Annotated in this window: 19 protein-coding genes; 6 read left to right on the top strand and 13 right to left on the bottom strand. The window is 62.5% G+C overall.

Going from position 1 to position 20431, the window contains the following annotated elements; all coding sequences use genetic code 11:
* Positions 1-5: 5 nt before the first annotated feature.
* From N6L25_RS07300 to N6L25_RS07335, 8 genes are all read right to left on the bottom strand, one after another.
* Complete coding sequence (locus N6L25_RS07300) at positions 6-833, bottom strand: hypothetical protein (RefSeq protein WP_271979142.1); 828 nt, start codon at positions 831-833, stop codon at positions 6-8.
* Positions 833-4879, bottom strand: coding sequence for a non-ribosomal peptide synthetase (locus tag N6L25_RS07305; RefSeq protein ID WP_271979143.1), 4047 nt, complete (start codon positions 4877-4879; stop codon positions 833-835). The genes N6L25_RS07300 and N6L25_RS07305 overlap by 1 nt, the downstream gene beginning before the upstream one ends.
* On the bottom strand, positions 4876-5136 hold the full coding sequence (locus tag N6L25_RS07310) for a phosphopantetheine-binding protein (protein WP_271979144.1): 261 nt from the start codon (positions 5134-5136) through the stop codon (positions 4876-4878). Before N6L25_RS07310 ends, N6L25_RS07305 begins: the two co-directional genes overlap by 4 nt.
* Positions 5133-6416, bottom strand: a complete 1284-nt coding sequence (locus N6L25_RS07315) for a hypothetical protein (protein WP_271979145.1) — start codon at positions 6414-6416, stop codon at positions 5133-5135. The genes N6L25_RS07310 and N6L25_RS07315 overlap by 4 nt, the downstream gene beginning before the upstream one ends.
* Positions 6403-7884 (bottom strand): class I adenylate-forming enzyme family protein, encoded by a 1482-nt coding sequence (locus tag N6L25_RS07320; protein ID WP_271979146.1) that lies wholly within the window; start codon positions 7882-7884, stop codon positions 6403-6405. Before N6L25_RS07320 ends, N6L25_RS07315 begins: the two co-directional genes overlap by 14 nt.
* 19 nt (positions 7885-7903) lie before the next feature.
* Positions 7904-8815, bottom strand: a complete 912-nt coding sequence (locus N6L25_RS07325) for a diiron oxygenase (RefSeq protein WP_271979147.1) — start codon at positions 8813-8815, stop codon at positions 7904-7906.
* A 110-nt stretch (positions 8816-8925) separates the two neighbouring features.
* Complete coding sequence (cysE, locus tag N6L25_RS07330) at positions 8926-9744, bottom strand: serine O-acetyltransferase (protein WP_271979148.1); 819 nt, start codon at positions 9742-9744, stop codon at positions 8926-8928.
* 79 nt (positions 9745-9823) lie between these two features.
* Positions 9824-10450: a glutathione S-transferase N-terminal domain-containing protein gene (locus tag N6L25_RS07335; protein ID WP_271979149.1), complete on the bottom strand. Its 627-nt coding sequence runs from the start codon at positions 10448-10450 to the stop codon at positions 9824-9826.
* 247 nt (positions 10451-10697) lie between these two features.
* Here N6L25_RS07335 and N6L25_RS07340 point away from each other — a divergent pair, with 247 nt between their 5' ends.
* A complete protein-coding gene (locus tag N6L25_RS07340) occupies positions 10698-11276 on the top strand; it encodes a TetR/AcrR family transcriptional regulator (protein ID WP_271979150.1) in 579 nt (192 codons plus the stop codon).
* A gap of 51 nt (positions 11277-11327) precedes the next feature.
* Here N6L25_RS07340 and N6L25_RS07345 read toward each other — a convergent pair whose 3' ends face one another.
* The 5 genes from N6L25_RS07345 to N6L25_RS07365 all read right to left on the bottom strand — a co-directional run bounded on the left by N6L25_RS07345 (position 11328) and on the right by N6L25_RS07365 (position 15973).
* Complete coding sequence (locus N6L25_RS07345; RefSeq protein WP_271979151.1) at positions 11328-12623, bottom strand: TRAP transporter large permease; 1296 nt, start codon at positions 12621-12623, stop codon at positions 11328-11330.
* Positions 12620-13165 carry a TRAP transporter small permease subunit gene (locus N6L25_RS07350; RefSeq protein ID WP_271979152.1) on the bottom strand — a complete coding sequence of 182 codons (546 nt, stop codon included), beginning with the start codon at positions 13163-13165 and terminating at the stop codon, positions 12620-12622. Before N6L25_RS07350 ends, N6L25_RS07345 begins: the two co-directional genes overlap by 4 nt.
* Before the next feature lie 101 nt (positions 13166-13266).
* Positions 13267-14343 carry a TRAP transporter substrate-binding protein gene (locus N6L25_RS07355; RefSeq protein WP_271979153.1) on the bottom strand — a complete coding sequence of 359 codons (1077 nt, stop codon included), beginning with the start codon at positions 14341-14343 and terminating at the stop codon, positions 13267-13269.
* A 213-nt stretch (positions 14344-14556) separates the two neighbouring features.
* Positions 14557-15204: a TetR family transcriptional regulator gene (locus N6L25_RS07360; RefSeq protein ID WP_271979154.1), complete on the bottom strand. Its 648-nt coding sequence runs from the start codon at positions 15202-15204 to the stop codon at positions 14557-14559.
* A 7-nt stretch (positions 15205-15211) separates the two neighbouring features.
* Positions 15212-15973 carry an SDR family NAD(P)-dependent oxidoreductase gene (locus N6L25_RS07365; RefSeq protein WP_271979155.1) on the bottom strand — a complete coding sequence of 254 codons (762 nt, stop codon included), beginning with the start codon at positions 15971-15973 and terminating at the stop codon, positions 15212-15214.
* A gap of 177 nt (positions 15974-16150) precedes the next feature.
* Here N6L25_RS07365 and N6L25_RS07370 point away from each other — a divergent pair, with 177 nt between their 5' ends.
* The 5 genes from N6L25_RS07370 (at position 16151) to N6L25_RS07390 (ending at position 20393) form a co-directional block, all read left to right on the top strand.
* A complete protein-coding gene (locus N6L25_RS07370; protein ID WP_271979156.1) occupies positions 16151-16813 on the top strand; it encodes an SDR family oxidoreductase in 663 nt (220 codons plus the stop codon).
* A gap of 137 nt (positions 16814-16950) precedes the next feature.
* Entirely contained in the window at positions 16951-18180 is a 1230-nt protein-coding gene (locus N6L25_RS07375) for an RNA polymerase sigma factor (RefSeq protein WP_271979157.1), read from the top strand.
* A 97-nt stretch (positions 18181-18277) separates the two neighbouring features.
* Entirely contained in the window at positions 18278-18664 is a 387-nt protein-coding gene (locus tag N6L25_RS07380) for a YciI family protein (protein ID WP_271979158.1), read from the top strand.
* A 155-nt stretch (positions 18665-18819) separates the two neighbouring features.
* Positions 18820-19230, top strand: a complete 411-nt coding sequence (locus N6L25_RS07385; RefSeq protein ID WP_271979159.1) for a VOC family protein — start codon at positions 18820-18822, stop codon at positions 19228-19230.
* A gap of 92 nt (positions 19231-19322) precedes the next feature.
* Positions 19323-20393 carry a beta-N-acetylglucosaminidase domain-containing protein gene (locus tag N6L25_RS07390; RefSeq protein WP_271979160.1) on the top strand — a complete coding sequence of 357 codons (1071 nt, stop codon included), beginning with the start codon at positions 19323-19325 and terminating at the stop codon, positions 20391-20393.
* Positions 20394-20431: the final 38 nt, after the last annotated feature.

The raw sequence follows: 20431 nt of genomic DNA on the forward strand, positions 1-20431 counted from the left end.
GGGGGTTACTGGGTTTTCAGCCAATCCGGATAGGCGGCGCCAGACGGAAAGGTCATGATGTTGCGGTTGTTGGTCTGACGGCGACCATCGGCACTGTTCTGCTCGAAGATGTGGGCGAAGCCCCAGCCGGCGCCATACTCCGGATGGAATACCTCGAAGGGCGCGATCAGGGCACCGGTGCCGACTCGGTGCACCGGGAAGCCGCTGTTGTGCAGTACCGGCTCGCGTGACTGATAGTGGATCACGAGGTCATCATGGCGGTGAGAGTTGCCAGGGCCTCGGCTGATGTTGAATTTGCCGAACGCCGCAACGGCCCCTTGCGGCGCGTGCTGGCCGGCAAACTCACCGCCCAGGTCGATGCCGGCGGGATCGACCACCACCAGCTGATAACCACCGTCCCGGACGACCCAGCCCTCGGGGGGGACCTGCTCGCCGGAACTGTTGTACACGCGGTATTCCCAGCGCGGATCCAGCATGAACGGCACCATCATCACGCGCCCAGCCAGGTCGGCGGCGGCGATGTCCACGCCAAAGCGCTCCCGGAAGAAGGTTTGCGCCCGTTGCTCGAATGCCGCGATCTGCTGATCGTTCCAGGCCATGATGTCGCGGGCGAAATGGTCGTAATCCGGGGCCTGGTAGTTCGGATCGGCCGGGTCATATAGGCCGTTGGCCATCAGTACCATGTATTTGTCGTGACCGACCGGTGTGCCGTAGGCGGCGTATTCGGTTTTGCCGGCGTTTGCCGCCAGGGTGTGGAACGCCGAGATGGCCAGAAACAGCCAGCAGGCGGTGCGCAGCTTGGTCAGCAGATGCTGAACGGATAATAACTTCATCAGATGGGTGCTCCTTGAGTTGACGGTAGGGTCGGGGGGGTAACCGGACGCCAGCTGCGAATCAGCTGAGTCAGTGTTTCCAGACACGGTGATTGCAGGATCGAGTAGTGATTGGCCTGCAGCTCGACGATGCGGGCGTGAGGGGGCAGTCGCGACGCCCAGAACGCCCCCGATTGACCGGAAACGCGGCCCTCCAGCGGAGTGCCGGCCTGAACGATCAGGCAGGGGAAATCGGCGTGCGCCAGTGACTCGGGTGCATAGTTCTGGAGTGCGGCGACATTGCCGGCGAAGAGCTGATACAGCCGGCTGATGGAGAGGTTCCCCGTGTCCGCAATCAGTCCCTGCTGTTGCAGTTGCCGCAGCCCTTGGGCGAGGCGAGCCTCCGGGCTGGCGTGGGCGCCGAGTTGCAGTGCCGGCAGGGTGGGTGTTTGTGCCAGATCACCGAGGAACCAGTGAATCAGCGTGTTGTCGTCCGGCATCGGTTGGCCGGTAGGCGCCGGCGCATCCACCAGGATCAGTCCATCCACTCTTTCGCCGTTTGCCAGCCGTTCGAGGGCCGCCTGATACGCCAGTACACCGCCAAATGACCAGCCGGCGAGAATGCAGGGCGTCGTTGCAATGGCTGGCGCCAGTTCCGCAAGATAGCGCGATACCATGGTTTCCAGCGCAGCGTGGGCCGGCTGAGTCGTGGCCTGGACTCCCATGGCGCCGAAGTCGTCTGCCAGCGCCGCGGTCAAAGCCTGATAGCAGAACACGTTACCGCCGGAGGGGTGAAACCAGACCATGGTCGCTTTATCGCGGGTCGGCTTGGTTAGCGGCACCAGCGCAGTCTCTGGAGCGCTTTCCATTGCGCTTTCCCGAGCATTCTTCAGCCCATTCTCCAGCTCACTGTCCCTAGCGCTCACCTGCCCGCACTGCAGCGACGGACTGTTGCGGCCCCGATCGATCTCTGCTGCCAATGCCGCCAGCTCCGGGTGACGGAGCAGGCTCTGCATTGGCAGCGTGACACCGAAGCGATCTTCGACCGCCGCCAAGACCCGCACAACGCTGAACGAGGTGCCTCCCAGTGCAAAAAAATTGTCCTGCCGGCACACCTTGGCTTGATCCAACACGCTCTGCCAGATTTCGGCGAGACCTTGCTCGGTGTCGCCTTGGGGGGGAGTGAACGGCTTGCGGACCGCTCTGGTGGACGGGTCCGGCAGCGCTTTGCGATCCACCTTGCCATTGGCGCTCAGGGGCAGGGTGTCCAGCCGCAGCAGGTACGACGGCACCATGTACTCCGGCAATTGGGTTCTCAGCCAGCTCAGCAGTTGATCGCTATCGAACGGCTCTGATTCACAGACCACGTATGCCGCCAGGGCGGTGTTCTCGGCATTGGAACCGGTGACCCGGACCACCGCGCCGGTGACCTGGGGGTGTCGTTGCAGCTGGCTTTCGATGTCGCCCAGCTCAATGCGATAGCCGCGAATCTTGACCTGACCATCCTGCCGGCCGAGAAACTCGATATGCCCCTGCGGGCGTCGAACACCCCAGTCTCCGGTACGGTATAGCCGTTCGCCGTTGTCGGGGTGGGTAATGAACGCCTGACGAGTGCGCTCTGGCGCCTGCCAGTAACCTTGAGCTACGCCTTGTCCGCCGATGAACAGCTCGCCGGGTACCTGGTCGGGGCGAGGCTGCAGGCTCGCATCCAGAACGTGAATGGTTTGGTTGGCCAGCGGGAATCCGTAGGGAATGCTCGGCCAATGAGGCTCGACGGTCCCGATATCGAAATAGATCGACCAGATCGACGCCTCAGTGGCGCCGCCGAGGCTGGTGATGCTTACCGGGCCAAATCGGGCCATCCGCTGGGGCAACTGCACTGGCAGCCAGTCGCCACTGAGCATCATGCGTCGAAGCGGAAGCGGGGTATCCGGCCGGTTGCGTTCCAGGTGGTCGAGGAACAGCTGGGCCAGTGCCGGCACCGAGTTCCAGAGGGTGACACCGTACTGGCGAATCAGACCTTCGCACAGGGCCGGATCGCGTCCTGCGCCTTGTGGAGGGATGACCAGGGTGGCACCCGCGGCAAAGGTGCCGAAGAGATCGTAAACCGACAGGTCAAAATTCAGGTCCGACAGACCGAAGACCACATCCTGGCTGGTAATGCCGAAACGGCGGTTGATATCCTCAATGGTATTGACCGGCCCGTGATGATCCAGTGCCACGCCCTTGGGAGTGCCGGTCGAGCCTGAGGTAAAGATGATGTAGGCGGTATCGGCGGCGGTCTGAACCCTGGGGAGGTTGTCCTCGCAGATTGACCAATGCTCGGGCTGGTTCATTTCCAGCGTGCGCCAGCTCAGCTCCGGCTGATGCCCGTCGCGGATCACCACGGCCGGCGCACACTGATCGAGCACCGCCTGTTTCCTGGCGTTCGGCAGATGGTGGCCCAGCGGCACATAAGCTGCGCCGACAGCCAGGATGGCCTGGACGGCCACCGCCTGTCGCCAGCCTTTGGCCAGGTCGACCGCTACCAGCGCGCCCGGGCCGACCTCAAATTCCTGTTTCAGGGTCCAGGCCAAGCGGTTCGAGAGCCGGCGCAATTCGCCGTAACTGAGGGTGCGATCGCCGTCGATCACGGCGGTCTTGTTGACCAGGTGCGCCGGGCATTCGCCCACATAGTCCTGGAGCAGCTGTCCGGTGCGGAGCTGGCGGGCGCTGTCGTTGTAGATTCGATGGTTCAGGCGTTGGGCGGGCGGGCGCAGGTCGAAGCCGGCGGTGAGCCAGGTGTCGGGAGCGTCGGCCAGGCGATGGATCAGATCGATGTAGGCGTTGAACATGGCGTCCAGTACGCCGTCCTCGAACGCGGTTTCCATGACATCCCAGATCAGCGCAACGCCGCCATCCTCGCCACGAATTGCCTGATGGTCGAGCACCACTTGCGGCGTTTCCAGGGCGCTGAAGACCATGTTTCGGCCTTCGAGCTGGAACAGGCCGGACAATTGCGGGTCAACCGGGTCCAGCATCGCCACAAAGGCTACCGGGCTGGCGGCCCTGGCCGTTGACTGGTCGAGCCGGTTGCGTTCGGTCAGTACCTCCAGTCCGCAGATGGCGGATCGAGTCATGTCACGTAAAATCCTGGCGTGCACCTGGAGGAGGTAGTCCTTGAACGATCTGCGCTGCCGGTAATCGAACTCGACCAGTAGGGTGCTGGCGAGGTTTTGCGCCGCAGGGGAACGCTCACTGGTGCCGGTGCCCTGCTTCATCATGGTCAGATAGAAATGCGGGATCCGTGAATAGCCGGCCACCACCAGGCTGTAGGCGGTGAGCAGGACGGTGGCGGGGGATACGCCAAGGTCGCTGGCCTGGCTCTCCAGGGACCGCCACTTATCGGGGCTCAGGTAGGCCCGGCGGCGGGTTAGCAGCGAACGGCGGGGCTGACCGTCGTGGCTGCGCAACGGCAGGGCCGGTGCGTCGGGCATTTTATCAAGCCGTCGCAGCCAATACTGGCGACAGCGCTCCCGATGCTGCGTCGAGCTCTTGGTGACGGCGTTCGCAGGCGGCGGCGCGGGCGTGTCGCCGTCAGCATCCGGGTGTTGGTACAGCCGGGACAAGTCGGCCAGCAACAGTCGCACCGCGCTGCCATCGAAGAGCATCAGGTCCAGGCAAATATGGACTCGGCAGACGGTGGTGGCCAGGGACACGTCCAGCTGCATGCGGGGGGCGTGCTCGGGGTGAAACTGCCGTCGGCGCAGCTGATCGCGCATCCGGTCCAGGCTGACTTCAACCAGTTCTTGCGAGGCGCCAGTGAGGTTGTGCACGGTCACCGAGGCTGTGACCGCCTCGGCAAGTTGCAGTCCTCCATCGTCGGAGACGGTGGCCCTGAGCAGCGGGTGCCGGTGGATCAGACCCGCGAGCGCCCGCTCAAGCCGGAGCGGGTCGATGGTCGCGACATCGAACTCCAGGTAGAGATGGGGGTACACATGCAGGTCAAAATCCTCCCGGCCACCGATCCAATAAGCCCGCTGTAGCGGGGTCAGTGCCGGCCAGGCGTCGTCAGCAATGGCCTTCATGCCGTCACCTGATCAGCCAGCAGGCCTTCAATCGCGGTTTCCAGCGACGCAACCGTGCGGAAGACCTCTGGCGTCAGCAGGTCGTCCGAGAACTCCACCCCGAACTCGTCTTCCAGGTCGATCAGGAGGTTGGTCGCGGCCATGGAGGTCAGGCCCAGGGTGGTGAGCTCCGCGTTCGGGTCGATATCTTCGGCTGCTGACACCATGCGCAGGTGTTCCACCAGGCACTGCTGGATTTTTTCCTTGATCGTGCTCATATCAGTTCCTCCGTGAGAGATTGAGTGTTGACGGCGCTCTGGAGCCGGTCGTGGCCATGCCGCCATTGATGCAGTGCCACCGGCCGGCCGTCTCGGAGCGCGATCTCGATCGGCGCCGGGCGGGACAGGAACCCCAGCAGGCTGGCGGTCAGCCCGTAGGCGCCAACGTTGGGTACGCTAATCAGGTCGCCAACCTGCAACGCCTGCGGAATGCTGGTTTTCCGTGCCAGGCAATCCAGCGGACTGCAAAGCGGGCCAACGATGGTGGCCGGGCGGGCACTTTCCTGCTCGCGGCTGGAGGCTTGAAGGGGCTGGAACTGGAAGCCTGCACGGGGCAGTCGGCCCAGCCCGGACATACCGCCGAGGTGGTTGATACCGGCATCCAGCACCAGAAAGCACTCGCCGCTGGCCCGTTGCTTGAGGTCGAGTACGGTGGCCAGTAGCGTGCCGCTGGCGGCAGCCACGAATCGGCCGGATTCGAACCAGATCTCGGCCCGGGCGGATCGGCGCCGCTTGGCCAGGATCGCCTCCAGCGCTGGCCGCAATCCATGCAATGACGGTGGCTCGTCCAGCTTGCCGTAGGGCCAGGGGAAACCGCCGCCGAGGTCGAGAATGCTGGGGCTCAGATCGAGTGCTTCGCTCAGCCGCTCGATGCTGGCGATGGCAAACTCGACTGAGTCTGCGATCTTGTCCACCGAGCCGATCTGGGTGCCGTAATAGACGTGGAACCCGGTGACCTCAATATGTTCGGCCAAGCCATCCAGTCGCGGCTTCTGGTCCAGCAGCTCTTCTTCGCAGAAGCCAAACTGGGTGTCGGCACCGCTCATCGCCAGTCCGGAGGCGACCGCGTCGCTGGGGTTGATGCGAAGCAGCACCTGTACTTGCAGGCCCAAGGTTCCGGCGATCCGATGGAGACGCTCCATGTCGGTCCAGGACTCTATCGAAAACCGCCGCACCCCGGTCAGCAGCGCCGTGCTTAGTTCCGCTTCGGTTTTGCCGGGGCCGCCGTAGAGTAAGTGGTCTGTCGAGGCAACCGCCTGTGCGGCGACCGCCAGTTCATTGGGGGAGGTGACCTCCAGGTGACACCCGGCGGCCACCGCCGATTGCACCAACGATGGCAGCGGATTGGCCTTCAGTGAGTAATAGAGACCGGCTCCTGTGGGCAGGTTTTTCCGCAAGGTACCAACCTGCTCGGTGACCCGGTCGAGGTCGTACACGTAGAGAGGCGAGCCGTACTGTGCGGCCAAGGTGCGGTAAACGTTTGCATCAGGCCGAGGCATGCTGGAGTTCCTTGAGTCGGTTCGAGTCAATTTTTCCATTGCGGGTTTGTGGCAATTCCTCAAGGAAAACAATCCGGTCAGGCAACTTGTAGGGTTCGAGTACCTGCGCCAGCCGTTCCTGTAGCCGGGCGGTGCTCCAAGTGCCATCGTCCACGCTGGCAAACAGGATCAACAGATCGTCCGCGAGGACGGCGGAGGCACTGCTGACGCCATCCTGTTCCAGGGCGGCGCGTTCGATGTCCAGCCGGCTCAGGCGATAGCCATGGCGTTTGATCTGTTCGTCCTTGCGGCCGACGTAGTACAGGTAGCCCTGCTCGTCCTGTTGGAACAGGTCGCCGGTGAACAGCGCTTTGCCGGGGGTGTCGGCGACTGGGCGAAAGCGCTTTTCGGTTTCTGTGGGGGATTGCCAATAACCGGCCGAGACGTGGGGGCCTGCGACCACCAACTCGCCCTGCTGGCCCGGTGGCAGTGGCTGACCGTCGTCGCCCGCCACCCAGGTTTGGGTGCCGTCGAGGGGGCGGCCGACCGATCCCGGATATCGCTTGCGTTCCTCCGGTGTGAGTATCGACACCCGCTTACACTCGGTGAGGCCATACATGGGATAGATGGCCACCGACGGCATGAACGCCTGCAGCGCGTCAATCTGACTGCCGGGAAAGTGGGCTCCGGTGCTGCTGATCAGACGCAACTTCGGCAGGCTCAGGGGCTTGCGCTGAGCCAGCCGCAGCAGCGAAGCAAACAGGTTGGGGAGCCCGGGCAGCACACTGATTCCGTCGCGGGCGAGCGTCTTCGCCACCAGGGGGCCTGCCGTCTGATTGTCACGAATGACCAGGCAGGCCCCGGTCAGGGCCGCCAGGAACGCCTGGTACAGGCCGTAATCGAAAGACAGCGGCAGAAACAGGCCGATGCGATCATCGCACCGGTAACCCAGGCGGGCCTGAATGGCGGGCACCACGAACAGCACATTGTTATGGCTGAGCATGACCCCCCGGGGCAGCCCGGTAGACCCTGAGGTATAGATGATGAAAGCCAGGCGGTCCTCGCCCGCCGATGGCTCGATCCGCTCCGATGGCTCCGCCGAGCTGGGCAGGGAGTCGATGTCCAGCACCGGAGCTGGCGCCAGCATGGCGGCCCGGTCGGAGCACTCCTGGCCCAGCAGTACCAGCGCCGGCTCCAATTCACCGAGAATGTGGTGGAGCGAGCGGGGCGTGGTCTGTTCATGCAGGATCACGGCGACGGCGCCGATGGCGGCGACGGCGAACAGGCTCAGCACTATCTCGCTACGGTTCGAAGCCAGGATGACCACGCGGTCGCCGGGCTGAACACCCTGATGTCTCAGGGTGATTGCGATGGCGGTGCAGGCCGAACGGGCCTCTTGAAAGGTGTGGCGTTGTTCGCCCTCAAGGAACGTGGCCTCGGGCCATTGATCGGCCGCCTGCCACAGCAAAGAGGCAAGGTTGCTTTGCATGTCACACTCCCTGTGTGCTTCAGGCCGTTGCTGCGGCGTCGGTTTCCCAGATGAGATCGTCGGTGAACAAGCCGATTTTCTTGAAGAACTTGGCGGTGCCGGCCATCAGGCTGCGATTGAATTCGGCGCGCTGGGGATCCCGCAGCAGCGCTTTGCGGATTTTGCCCGGTTCGTTCAGGCCGGCATCGAGGTACATTTCACGGCGATAGAGTTTCTGCACCGAAATCTGCATGAATCCCTTGATGGCCAGTTCAATTTCGCGCAGTTTGGCGGGCGGGTACTTAGCCTGCAGCTGCTTGTAAAACAGCTCGATGTAGAGGCGGCCATACTTGATGTGCCGGCCCTCGTCCATGTGGTGAAGCCAGTTGATCCGCTGCACGAACTCGGGGAGCAGCTCGTCTTTGCCCATCTTGCGGTTATAGAAGTCGACAATTTCCTCGAAGATGAGAATGCGGCTGAAAATCATCAGATTGGCAATGTCCACTTCTTCAAACCCAGACATGGCCAGGGCCCGGTCGGGATAGATCTTGCCGGCGTACTTCAGGCAGAACTTGGAGAAGTACCACATATGCTCATTTTCTTCGGCAATGAGGTAGTGGAGGTATTCCGACAGCAGCTCGAAGCCGGGGGTGTGCAGCCGCCCCGTCATTTCCACCAGCAGTTCACGGATGCCGGTGACGTTGAGGCTACAGAAATTGATGAACTCCCACCGGCTCAGTTCCATTTTCTGCGCTTCGGTGAGTTGTTTGTCGATATCCGTACCCTGGGTCGACATGAGCATCGGCGACATCCAGTAGCGGTCGGTTGGTACACTGTCGGGCCAGACGAGGTCCTTGAGCGGTTCGTAGGGGTCTTCGACGGTCTTGCTGATCAGGATGTTCAGGACCCGTTCGAGTTCCTGGGTGTTCTGGGTGATAGCCAAGTCGTTCACGTATCCAATCCTTATGATGTGAGTCGAGTGGGTCTTAGTTGGGTGAGAAAAGGCTCAGCGGCCCGTGGGCCTCGCTTTGGCACCGTGTGCCGGTAAGGAGAAAGAGCGCTTCATGTCGGGTTTGCTCCCGCCAGCGACGCCGGATTTTGGTACTCCCGGGCCGGGAGCAAGGTGGCCGGGTTGCCCACCACGGTGGCAAATGGCGGTACGTCTTTCAGCACCACGCTGCAGGCTCCGATCCGCGCGCCGTCGCCGATCCGGATGTTGCCAAGGACGGTGGCGTTGGCGCTGATCAGGACTCGGTGACCCACCTTGGGGTGGCGGTCACCGGCTTCTTTGCCGGTGCCGCCCAGGGTTACTCCGTGCAGCAGTGACACCTGGCTGCCGATCACCGCGGTTTCACCGATCACGATGCCGGTGGCATGGTCGATGAAGATGCCGTCGCCAAGCACGGCGGCCGGATGGATGTCGACGCCGAACAGGGCCGAACAGCGGCTTTGAATCCAGCTGGCGGTGAGTTCGTCCCTGAGTTTCCACAGCGCGTGGGCGAAACGGTGGGCCTGGGTTGCATGGAAGCCCTTGAAAAACAGGAAGGCCACGACGGGAGAGTGACAGGCGGGATCGCGGGCGACACTGGCGGACAGATCGGCCGCGCTGCTTTCGATGATGTCCGGAAACTGGGCGCTGAGTTCGAGCAGAACCGATTTGAGACGAGCCTGGGCAACCACTGTGTCCGCCAGCTTGCTCGCCAGCAACGACGCCAGGGCGTGCTCCAGTGACGGTTCACCCACGATCAGGCGAGCCAGCAGCGGGCTGAGCGTTGCCGGATGGCTGGTGTGTCGGTAGCCCTGACTCTCTTGTTGCAGCCAGTGCCAGATCGACTGTGCCGAGCTGGCATTGCCGCCTGGGTGTTCCATCATGGAATGCATGTTCGCCCCACTCCCTGTGGCGTTGGTTCGCGTCTTGTGGCCTACATACAGGTAGGTATGTTTTTTGGGTGAGTAAAACTCAGCTGGTTGGCGCAGACTCCAGGAAGCTGGTCCGTGCGCTGAGCGGTCCGTAAAAATCCGCCAGGGCCGGGTGGCTGTCACGCCAGCCCAGGTCTGCGAGGCGGAAGTCCAGATAGCCCAGGGCGCAGCCCAGGGCGATTCCGCCCAGGCTCAGGCCCGCTGGCAGACCGGTCGTCCGAAAGGCGTCTTCCAGAAAGGCGAGCGTGCGTCGAACTGCCTCTGTCCAGCGTTGTTGCCACATCGCCGATTGCTGCTCGGTGGGACGGTTGGATTCCATGACGTACAGGTAGGCGGCATCCATAATGCCATCGGCCAGGGCGTGAAGTCTGGCGTCGTCCTCTGCCTGGTTTGGATTGTCGAGCAGCGACGGCATCAGGCTCTGCTTGCCCGCTGCGACCGCGAGCCGATCGAGGTACTCACAGATCAGCGGGCTGTCGACAATCACTCGTCCGGATTCGGTCTGCAGCGCCGGCACCTTGCCCAAGGGCGTGACGGCGGCGACCTGGTCGGCGTTCTGGATCGGGTGGGCCTGGATGAGCTCAAGCTGACCCGACAAGCCGTGTTCAGTGGCACAGACCAGTACCTTTCTGGCGAATGGCGACGTGGCGGAATAGAAAAGTTTCATTGTCCTGGCTCCTCCCTGAGGTTTTCCTTGATACCCTAACTTGCCGACTTGATGTTCACATATCAGCTTGATGTTTACATACCAATAGGTACAGTTTCAATATGACCGGTTTGTGAAATGCGGGTAACTGCAGTCTGGTCAGGCTGAAAATGTATAATGCGTCACAGAAAGCCATCGGCGGCCTTCGGTGCCGGTAGCCCTATCGACTTTAAAATGTTGTGTAGTTCGTTTTAAAGGAAGCGAGGTTATGTCCACGAAAGACGACCTGATCGCTGCAACCAAGGAATTGCTGTGGGCGGTGGGCTATGAGTCCATGAGTCCCAGACGCGTGTTGCAGGAAAGCGGCGCCGGCCAGGGAAGTTTGTACCATCACTTTACCGGCAAAGAGGATCTGGCCCGGCGGGCGCTGGAAGAAGTCGAGGCGGAGTTGCGCCAGCGGGCGGAAGAGGTGCTGTTGGGGGAGGGCACTCCGCTGGAGCGCATTGACCGGTTTCTGTCGCTGAAGCGGGCGGCGACCCGCGGCTGCCGAATCGGCCGACTGGTGCCTGAGTCGGAGGTGATCGAGTCCAGCCTGCACGCTCCGATAAAACGTTATTTTCGGCACCTCGGCAATATGTTGGAGGGTGTCCTGCTGCAGGCGAAAGAACGCGGTGAGCTGGCGGCCGAGGTGAACACGCCACAGATCGCCGCGGTGATCATGGCGTCCATTCAGGGGGGCTATATTCTGGCTCGCGCCGCCCAGGACGATAGCGCCATGACCACGACGCTGGATGGGGCCAAGGCGTTGCTGGCGCAGTTGCGGCGGGCTGGGTCCGCGACCGGCTGAGGGGGCTGGGCATCCGCCGGGCCGGGCTGGCTCTCTGGATGCCCAGGCCGGTCAGTAACTGCTGCTCATCCCGAACCACTCCGGAAAGACGAAAAGCAAAGCCAGTACCAGCGCCTGCAAGCCGATGAAGGGCACCACCCCCTTGTAGATGTCGGTGGTTTTCACGCTCGGCGGTGACACGCCCTTGAGGTAGAACAGGCTGAAGCCGAACGGTGGCGTCAAAAAGCTGGTTTGCAGGTTCATGGCGATCAGGATGGCGAACCACAGCATGTTGATGCCCAGCGCTTCCGCCACCGGTGCCAGGATCGGTACCACAATGAACGAGATTTCGACAAAGTCGATGAAGAAGCCCAGCAGCAGGATCACCAGCATGGCAAGGATCAGGAATCCCCACTTCTCGCCTGGCAGCGCCAGCATCCATTCTTCCAGCAGGTAGTCGCCGCCGGTGTAGCTGAACACCATGGAGAAGGCGGTGGCGCCGATCAGGATCGCAAACACCATGGCGGTGACCTTGACGGTATCGCGGGCGCTGTCCCAGACCATCCTGAACGAGAACTGGCGGTAGGCAATGGCCAGCACGATCGCGCCGACGCCGCCCAGGGCCGAGGACTCGGTGGGGGTGGCGATGCCGGTGAAGATCGAACCCAGTACGATCACAATCAGCGCCAGCGGTGGGATGATGGCAATCAGCGCGCTGACGATTTCCTGCTTACGGCTGAGGCCCGAGTCCTCCGGCATCGCCGGTGCGGTCTCCGGCCTGAGCCGGGTCAGGATCAGGATATAGGCAATGTACAGGCCCACCAGCACCACGCCGGGAATGACGGCGGCCTTGAACAGGTCGCCCACCGGCAGGCCCAGCACATCGCCCAGAATGATCAGGATGATCGACGGCGGCACGATCTGCCCCAAGGTGCCGGCGGCGCAGATGGTGCCGCAGCTCAGCCGCTGATCGTACTTGTGGGCCAGCATCACCGGCAGGGAAATCAGTCCCATCGCCACCACACTGGCGCCGACTACGCCGGTGGAGGCCGCCAGCAGGGCGCCCACCAGGATGGTGGCGATGGCCAGGCCGCCAGGCAGGCCGCCGAACAGGCGACCCATGGCGGTCAGCAGCTGTTCCGCCAGGCGGGTGCGCTGCAGCACTACGCCCATGAATATGAACAGTGGAATCGCCATCATCACCGTGTTCTGCATCACGCTCATGATGCGAAACGGCATGAACGCGAATAACTGCGGTCCTTCGGAGATCATTCCGAAAATCAGCGCTACCCCGCCGAAGGTGAAGGCCACCGGGAAGCCCCAGAGCAGCATCAGCAGGCAGACGGCGAACATGATGATGCCAATCATGCCAGGCCCTCCTTGCTGTTCTCGTCACGGTAGGTTTCGTCGCCCTGAAGGACGCGGATGGCGTAGGTGGCCATGCCCAGGCCGCTGGTGGCGGTAAACACCGCCGAGAACGGAATCAGCGCCTTGATGATCCAGCGATAGGGCAGACCACCGGGATCGCCACTGCTTTCGCCGAGGTTGTAGGACTCCAGGGCAAAACTGTAGCCGTAGACACCGATCAGAAACGCGAACGGGATGATGAAAACGAAGGCGCCGACCAGGTTGACCCAGGCCTTGAACTGGTTGCTGCGGCTGGCGTAGAACACGTCCACGCGGACATGGCCGTCGGTACGCAGGGCGTAGGGAATCCCCAGCAGGAACACCACCGAATAGAAGTGCCATTCCAGCTCCTGCATGCCGATGGACACGTCGTTGAATACGTAGCGGGTGATGACGTCATAGAAGACGTTGACGAGCATGAGAACCAGGGCCAGGCAGGCGACCCAGCCGCAGATTGTGGACAGGCGGGCCAGGCCTTTGTCCAGCGTGATAATCCAGCGCATGACAGTTCCTATGGCCGGCCTAGGGCGCCGGCAATCTTTTTTTGAAACGAAAACGCCGGAACTGTCCGGGGAGCAGCTCCGGCGACATCAGGCCGGGGATCTTACTCCAGTTCTGCCATGGTGTTGAGGTAGGCGCGATCGGAAATCTCGGTGTAGGCGCGGGCGTTGTCCAGATATTGCCGCTGGGAATCCACGATACGCTTGGCCAACTCGTCGCCTTCGGCTGCTTCCGCCAGCAGCTTCTGGTTGGCCTGGAACATGGCCTGGATGACCTCATCCGGGAAGGTGCGCACCTCGATGTTGGGGTGCTCCTCGGTGATCGATGCCCAGGCGCCGGCGTTCTCGTGCATGGAATGCACCAGCATGTCGTAGGCGGCGGTGCGCATGGCGATGCGCAAGATTTCCCGCAAGTCATCCGGCAGTTCTTCCCAGGTTTCCTTGTTTACCAGGAATTGCAGTTCGGTGGCGGGCTCATGCCAGCCGGTGTAGTAGTAATCGGCGATCTGCTGGAAGCCCAGGCGCAGGTCCAGGGCCGGGCCGACCCATTCGGTGGCATCGATGGTGCCCCGCTCCAGGGCGGTGTAAAGCTCCCCGGGGGCGATATTGGTGGGGTTGACGCCAACCTCGGCGAACACCTCACCGGCAAACCCGGGAATCCGCATCTTGAGCCCCTGGAGGTCTTCCAGCGAGTTGATCTCCTTGCGGAACCAGCCCCCCATCTGGATGCCGGTGTTACCGCCGGGGAACGACAGCATGTTGTGGGGCTCATACACTTCCTGCATCAACGCCATGCCATCGCCATGGTAGAACCAGGCGTATTGTTCCAGCGCGGTCATGCCAAACGGCATGCTGGTGAAGAACAGGGTGTTGGGTACCTTGCCTTTCCAATAATAGGAGGCCGAATGGCCGAGGTCGTACTGGCCGGCCTTGACCATGTCGAAGATGCCGAACGGCGCCTTGTGTTTGTTGGCGGAATCGATGCGGATGCGCAGGCGGCCATCAGACATTTCTTCGGCCATGCGGGCCATGTTCTTGGTGGCGTCCCCGAAGATCGGGAAGTTGGGGCCCCAGGTTTCGGCCAGACGCAGGGTAAAGCGTTCCTGGGCGATTGCCTGGGTGGCGGCCAGGCCCGTGGCCAGTGTCAGGGCCAGCGCGGTCAGGGCTGAACGTAATTTCATGGCTGGTCGATCCTCTCTTGTCGTTGTTGTGCGCGGAGTCGGGGGTCAAACCGGGGCGTTGATGCACCGATTCGCTGGTCCGGTTCCGGCGACTGCGGAATCGGGCCAGACGCCCATTATGCTAAATGACACCTGTAGTTATAGTTAGCCGAACGTCGTAATGCACGTGGCGGGGACGGTAAATGGCAATGGCAAACATCTTGCCGCCAGGAATCAGGGGCGGGCGGCCAGGAACGCTTCGGTGAGCACCGTCAGATGGCGCTCAAGGGTAGTGGCGAAGTCCAGCTGGAACACATCCAGAGGCGAGGTGGCGAGGGCCCGGCTGACCGTTGCTGTTGGGTGGGTCATGTGCCAGCAGCCGATCAGCGCTTGCTGGCATTGCAGCACATAGTGGGTGCAGGCGTTTTCGTTGCGGCCGGTGGCGGCGCGCACCAGCGTCAACAGCCGCTGAAACTGGCCCAGCAGGTGGAGCTTGAATTCCCGGGCTTCCTGTTCGCTCAGGCCGGTTTCCAGCGCGACATGGAGAATGGCCGTTAGCCGGCAGTACGCCGGATGGGCAAGCAGGGTGCGGATCATGCCGCCAGGAAAATCACCGCTTGCGCCCTGCGCTTCCAGGTCATCCACGAAGGCGGTCAGTGCGCGTCGGTACACCGCGAGAAACAGCAACTCCTTGCTGCGGAAGTAACGGTACAGTGCCGCCTTGGTGAGGCCGGTTTCGGCGGCCACGTCCGCCAGGGTGAGCCGGTCGAGGCCGCGTTGACCGAACAGCGCCTGCGCGGCATCCAGGATCTGGGATTCCCGCTGGGCTTTTTCCTGTTCGCTGCGCGCCCGCCGGCGGCCGCTGCACAACCTGCTCGTCATTCCTACCTCATGCTTGTAGCCAGCCCGCAATCCGCCGGGTGATGAATCGGGGCGACAGTTTACCAGACCAGACCATCAACCGGTTCAGCAAGCCGGGAATGACGATCGCCCTTCGCCGGTGGGCCAGGGAGTGACGGACCACGGTTTCGGCGGACATCACCGAGCCGTCAAACAACTTGGTGTCGGTCATGTTGGCTTCGCTGGCGAATTCCGATTCGGTGGCGCCGGGGCACAAGGCGCTGACGGCCACCCCCGAGTGCTTCAGTTCCTCATGCAGCGCCTCGGAGAACGACAGCACAAAGGCCTTGCTGGCGTAATAAATGGCCAATTTGGGACCCGCCTGGAAGGCGGCGGTGGACGCGACATTAATGATGAAGCTGCCGGCTTGGGCCTTGAGCAACGGCAGCAGGTGCCAGGTCAGCGCCACCAGCGATGACACGTTGACCTGGATCATGGCCAGCTGGCGTTCCAGGGCCAGCTGATCAAAATCGCCGCGGTCGCCAAAGCCGGCGTTGTTGATCAGCCCGCACACCGCCCAGCCGGACGCCTTGATGGTCTCGGCCAGGGTGGCGGCACCGTCTGTCTGCGCCAGGTCGGCTTTGACCACCTGCGCGGTAATGCCGTAGCGATCGGCCAGCTCGGTGGCCAACGCCTGCAGGCGTTCTTCGCGGCGGGCCACCAGGATCAGGTCCTGTTTTTGCTGAGCGAGTTGGTGGGCGAACGCTTCACCAATGCCGGCGCTGGCGCCGGTCAGTACGACATAAGCCATGGTCGAATCCTCAAGTTAAGTGAACAACGGTTATTTAATTTAAGGCATTGCGCCTGGACTGTAAATAACCTTGGGTTACTTAATTTGTGATGCAGTATCGGTAATGTGGCGCCAACCGACCAGCGATTGCGCTAGCATGAAGATTCCATACAACCGATCAACGAAAGGGAGCTAACGATGCAACAGGTTTTGATTACTGGCGCCAACCGGGGCATTGGTCTGGAACTGGCGCGTCACTACGCCGCCGAGGGCTGGCGTGTGATCGGTGTCTGTCGGCAGGCGTCGGAGGAGTTACGGGCAGTGGCCGGACAGGTCATCGACGGCGTTGATGTGAGCACGGAGGCGGGGGTTGCCCGCCTCACCTCTGAGCTCGGTGACCAGCCACTGGCGCTGCTGATCAACAATGCCGGCCTGCTGCACGACGAACAGTTGGGTAACGTGGATTTCGATGCCATGCGCCGTCAAATGGAGATCAATGCTTACGCACCGCTGCGGGTGACGGAGGCCTTGTTGGCCAATCTTGGCAGCGGCAGTAAGGTGGCCAATATCACCAGTCGCATGGGCTCCATCGCCGACAACGATTCCGGCGGCCGTTACGGCTATCGGGCCTCCAAGGCGGCATTAAATGCCATTGGCAAGTCGCTGGCGGTGGATCTCAAACCCCGGGGCATCGCCGTGGCTCAGCTTCATCCGGGCTACGTTAAGACCCGGATGGTCAATTTCGGTGGATTGATCACACCGGAAGAATCCGCCGCGGGATTGGCCCAGCGCATTGCCGAACTGACGCTGGAGAACACCGGCTCGTTCTGGCACAGCAATGGAGAGCTGCTGCCCTGGTAGCGCCGCTGCGAGTCACCCGGTTCGGGTGACGACCGGCTCGATCCGGGGACTGAGTCACATCCAGGGCCCTGGGTTGGCCTTAAGCTGACAGGTGTGCACGTGCGTACCGGGAGTGGTGCAAGACAGCGGAGGGAAGCATGAAGGCGTGGCTTGATCGATTTTACCAACAGGAATCCCGACGGGTGCTGGCGACCCTGATTCGCCTGCTGGGGGACTTTGACCTGGCCGAAGAGGCCCTCCATGAGGCCTTCGCGGCTGCCATGAAGCAGTGGCCAGAGGAAGGCATTCCTACCAACCCCCGGGCTTGGCTGGTGTCCGCCGGCCGCTTCCGGGCGATCGACCAGATTCGCCGCCGCGCCCGCCACGATGCGGTGCTGGCGCAGCTCGCCGAGCAGCTTGCCGTGACGGCCAGTGATGAGCCGCCGGAGCCCATCGAGGACGACCGTCTGCGGCTCATTTTTACCTGCTGTCACCCGGCACTGTCGACCGACGCCCAGCTGGCGCTGACCCTTCGGGAGGTGTGTGGTCTTACCACCGAAGAGGTGGCCCGCGCCTTCTTGACCAAACCCGCCACCCTGGCGCAACGGATTGTGCGGGCCAAGGCCAAAATCCGGGATGCCGGGATTCCTTATGAGGTGCCCGAGACCAGTGCCCTGGCGCCGCGACTGCAGGCCGTGCTGCATACCATCTACCTGATGTTCAATGAAGGCTATTCGGCGCTCAGCGGCGACCAGTTGCTGCGGCGTGCGCTGGCGGACGAGGCCATCCGGCTGGCCAGGCTGCTGTGCGAGCTACTGCCGGAGCCGGAAGCCTTCGGGTTGCTGGCGTTGATGCTGTTGCACGATGCCCGGCGGGAGGCGCGCATCGACAGCGCCGGCGATCTGGTGCCGTTGGAAGAGCAGAATCGCAGCCGCTGGCACCAGGATCAGATCGCGGAGGGGCGTCGCATCGTACTTCGGCTGATGTACCGGCGGGGCTATGGCGCCTATACCCTGCAAGCCGCCATTGCAGCGGTACACGCCGAGGCGATGCGGGCCGACGACACCGACTGGAAACAGATTGTCGGGCTGTACACGGTGCTGCAGGGCATCGCGCCGTCGCCGGTGGTGGCGCTCAATCGGGCGGTGGCGGTCGCCATGGCACACGGCCCCGCACAAGGACTGGCGTTGATGGAGGCCATCGAAACCAGCGGTGAGCTGGCGACTTACCATCTGCTGTACGCGGCCAAGGCCGATTTGTTGCGGCGACTGGAACGCATCGAGCAGGCCCGCGCCGCTTACGAGCGGGCGCTGGCGCTGTGTGAACAGGAGCCGGAGCGGCGTTTTTTGCGGCGTCGGCTGGCAACGTTGCCGCTTTCGCCGACATAGTCGTCGAATTGCCCGGGTGCCATTCGACCAGTCAGGAGCGCGGGCAGTTGAAGCCGCGGTCGGCCGTTTTGGCAAGGCAAACTTAAGGAGAGCAACCATGAACTATCTGGCGTTGGTGTACTACAACGAAGACATCATTCGGGCCATGTCGCAGCAAGAGTGGGACGCGCTGAACCGGGAATGCATGGCCTGTGTGGAAGGCCTGAGCGCCAGTGGCCATTTCGTCGACGGCCACGCCCTGCAAGCCACCGAGACGGCCACCACGGTCCGGCTACGGGACGGCAAGTTGACCACCACCGACGGACCGTTTGCAGAAACCAAGGAACAGCTGGCGGGCTTCTACCTGCTGCAGGCGCGGGATCTCAACGAAGCGATCCAGCTGGTGGGCAAGATTCCGCCGCTGCGGTTCGGCAGTGTGGAGGTGCGCCCAGTGCGGGAGTTGCAGACCGAAGGAAACATCACCGGCATGGTGGCGGGTGGCTGAAGCGGCAGGAAAAGCGCAGGCGGCGGTGGTTGCAGTGGGCGGAGAAGTGACGGGCCCTTTGTTGGTATGGCGGATGTTGGTATTGCGGAAGTTGGTATTGCCGATGTTGGCATTGCCGATCATGACAAACACGTTTGCGACAGAAGGAGTTGGAGATGAATCCTCGCATGAGCATGATCACCCTGGGGGTAAGCGATCTGGAGCGGTCGATCCGTTTTTACCGGGATGGACTGGGGCTGCCACAGTTGGAGTCACCGCCCTCGGTGGCGTTTTTCCCCCTTAACGGTACCTGGCTGGGGCTGTATGGCCGTGAGGCCTTGGCGGAAGATGTTGGTATTTCGGCCGAAGGCCAGGGATTCCGGGGGGTAACCATCGCCCATAACCTGCATTCCGAGTCCGCCGTCGACAACTTAATGGCCGAGGCGGTGGCGGCCGGGGCGACGCTGGTGAAGAAACCGCAGAAGGTTTTCTGGGGTGGCTATTCCGGATATTTTGCCGATCCGGATGGCCATCTCTGGGAAGTCGCCCACAATCCGTTCGCCTGGGTCGGGCCCGAAGATGACTGAAACAGCGGCGAGACTGGTGGTGGTGACGCCGAGTCGGGTAAGCTTGAGCTCCTGAGCCAGACCATTACCACTACACCCGGAACCCGGCTGCCGTGACATTACCCGAACTTGGTATTATCGAAGGATTCTATGGTCCGTTATGGAGCTGGCCGGAACGGACCCGGCTGATGGAGGCACTGGCTCCCGAAGGCTACCGTTTCTATCTGTACGCACCCAAGGCCGACCCCTATCTGCGGCGGCAGTGGGATAGCCCCCATCCCGACCAGGAGCTGGCCGCGCTGACCCAATTTGCCCGCCGCTGCCAGCAGTTGGGGGTGCGTTTCGGCATCGGCTTGAGCCCGTTCGAGATTTTCAACCGCTTCGATGATGCCGCCCGCACCGCGCTGGCCGCCAAGCTCAAGCTGCTGGACCGGTTGGGTATCCAGGATCTGGCGATTCTGTTCGACGACATGCGCAACACGACCGAAGCCCTGGCGCTTACCCAGGCGGATATCGTGCATTGGGTGGCCGAGCGCAGCCGCGCGGAGCGGCTGTTAGTCTGTCCCAGCTATTATTCCGACGATGGCGTCCTGGACCGGGTGTTCGGGCCGCGACCGGCGAATTACCTGGAGGACCTGGGCGCGGCGCTGGACCCGGCCATCCAGGTGTTCTGGACCGGAGAGGAGGTGTGTTCCAGGGAAATCTCGCCCGGTCATCTGGCTCGGGTGGCCCGTCAGTTAAAGCGGCCGCCGTTCCTGTGGGACAACTATCCGGTCAACGACGGCGACCGCATGTCCCGCCACCTGCACCTACGCGGGTTCACCGGGCGACCTGCGGGCAATGCGCCATTTTTGGCAGGCCATGGCATTAACCCCGCGCTGCAGCCAACGCTTAGCCAGATTCCGGCGCGCACACTGGCTGCCAGCTATCGCGATGGCCCAGACTACCAGTACGGCGCCGCGTTCCGGTCGGCGGCCAGGGCCGCCCTGGGTGACAACCTGGCGATGCAGATTCAACAAGACCTGCTACTGTTAGAGGACAGCGGATTGTCCCGCCTGTCGGCCGAAAAAATCTCTGAGCTTCTGGCCCGTTATCAGTGCTTCGACCACCCCGCCGCCAGGGAAGTGGTGGCCTGGTTGTCAGGACGCTACCAAGTCACCGATGAAATGGTGCAAACCCAATAATCCGCCGCTTATACGGCCAAAGCCGAGAGTGCTCGACC

The organism is Marinobacter sp. SS21, from assembly GCF_028369065.1.
Lineage (GTDB): Bacteria > Pseudomonadota > Gammaproteobacteria > Pseudomonadales > Oleiphilaceae > Marinobacter.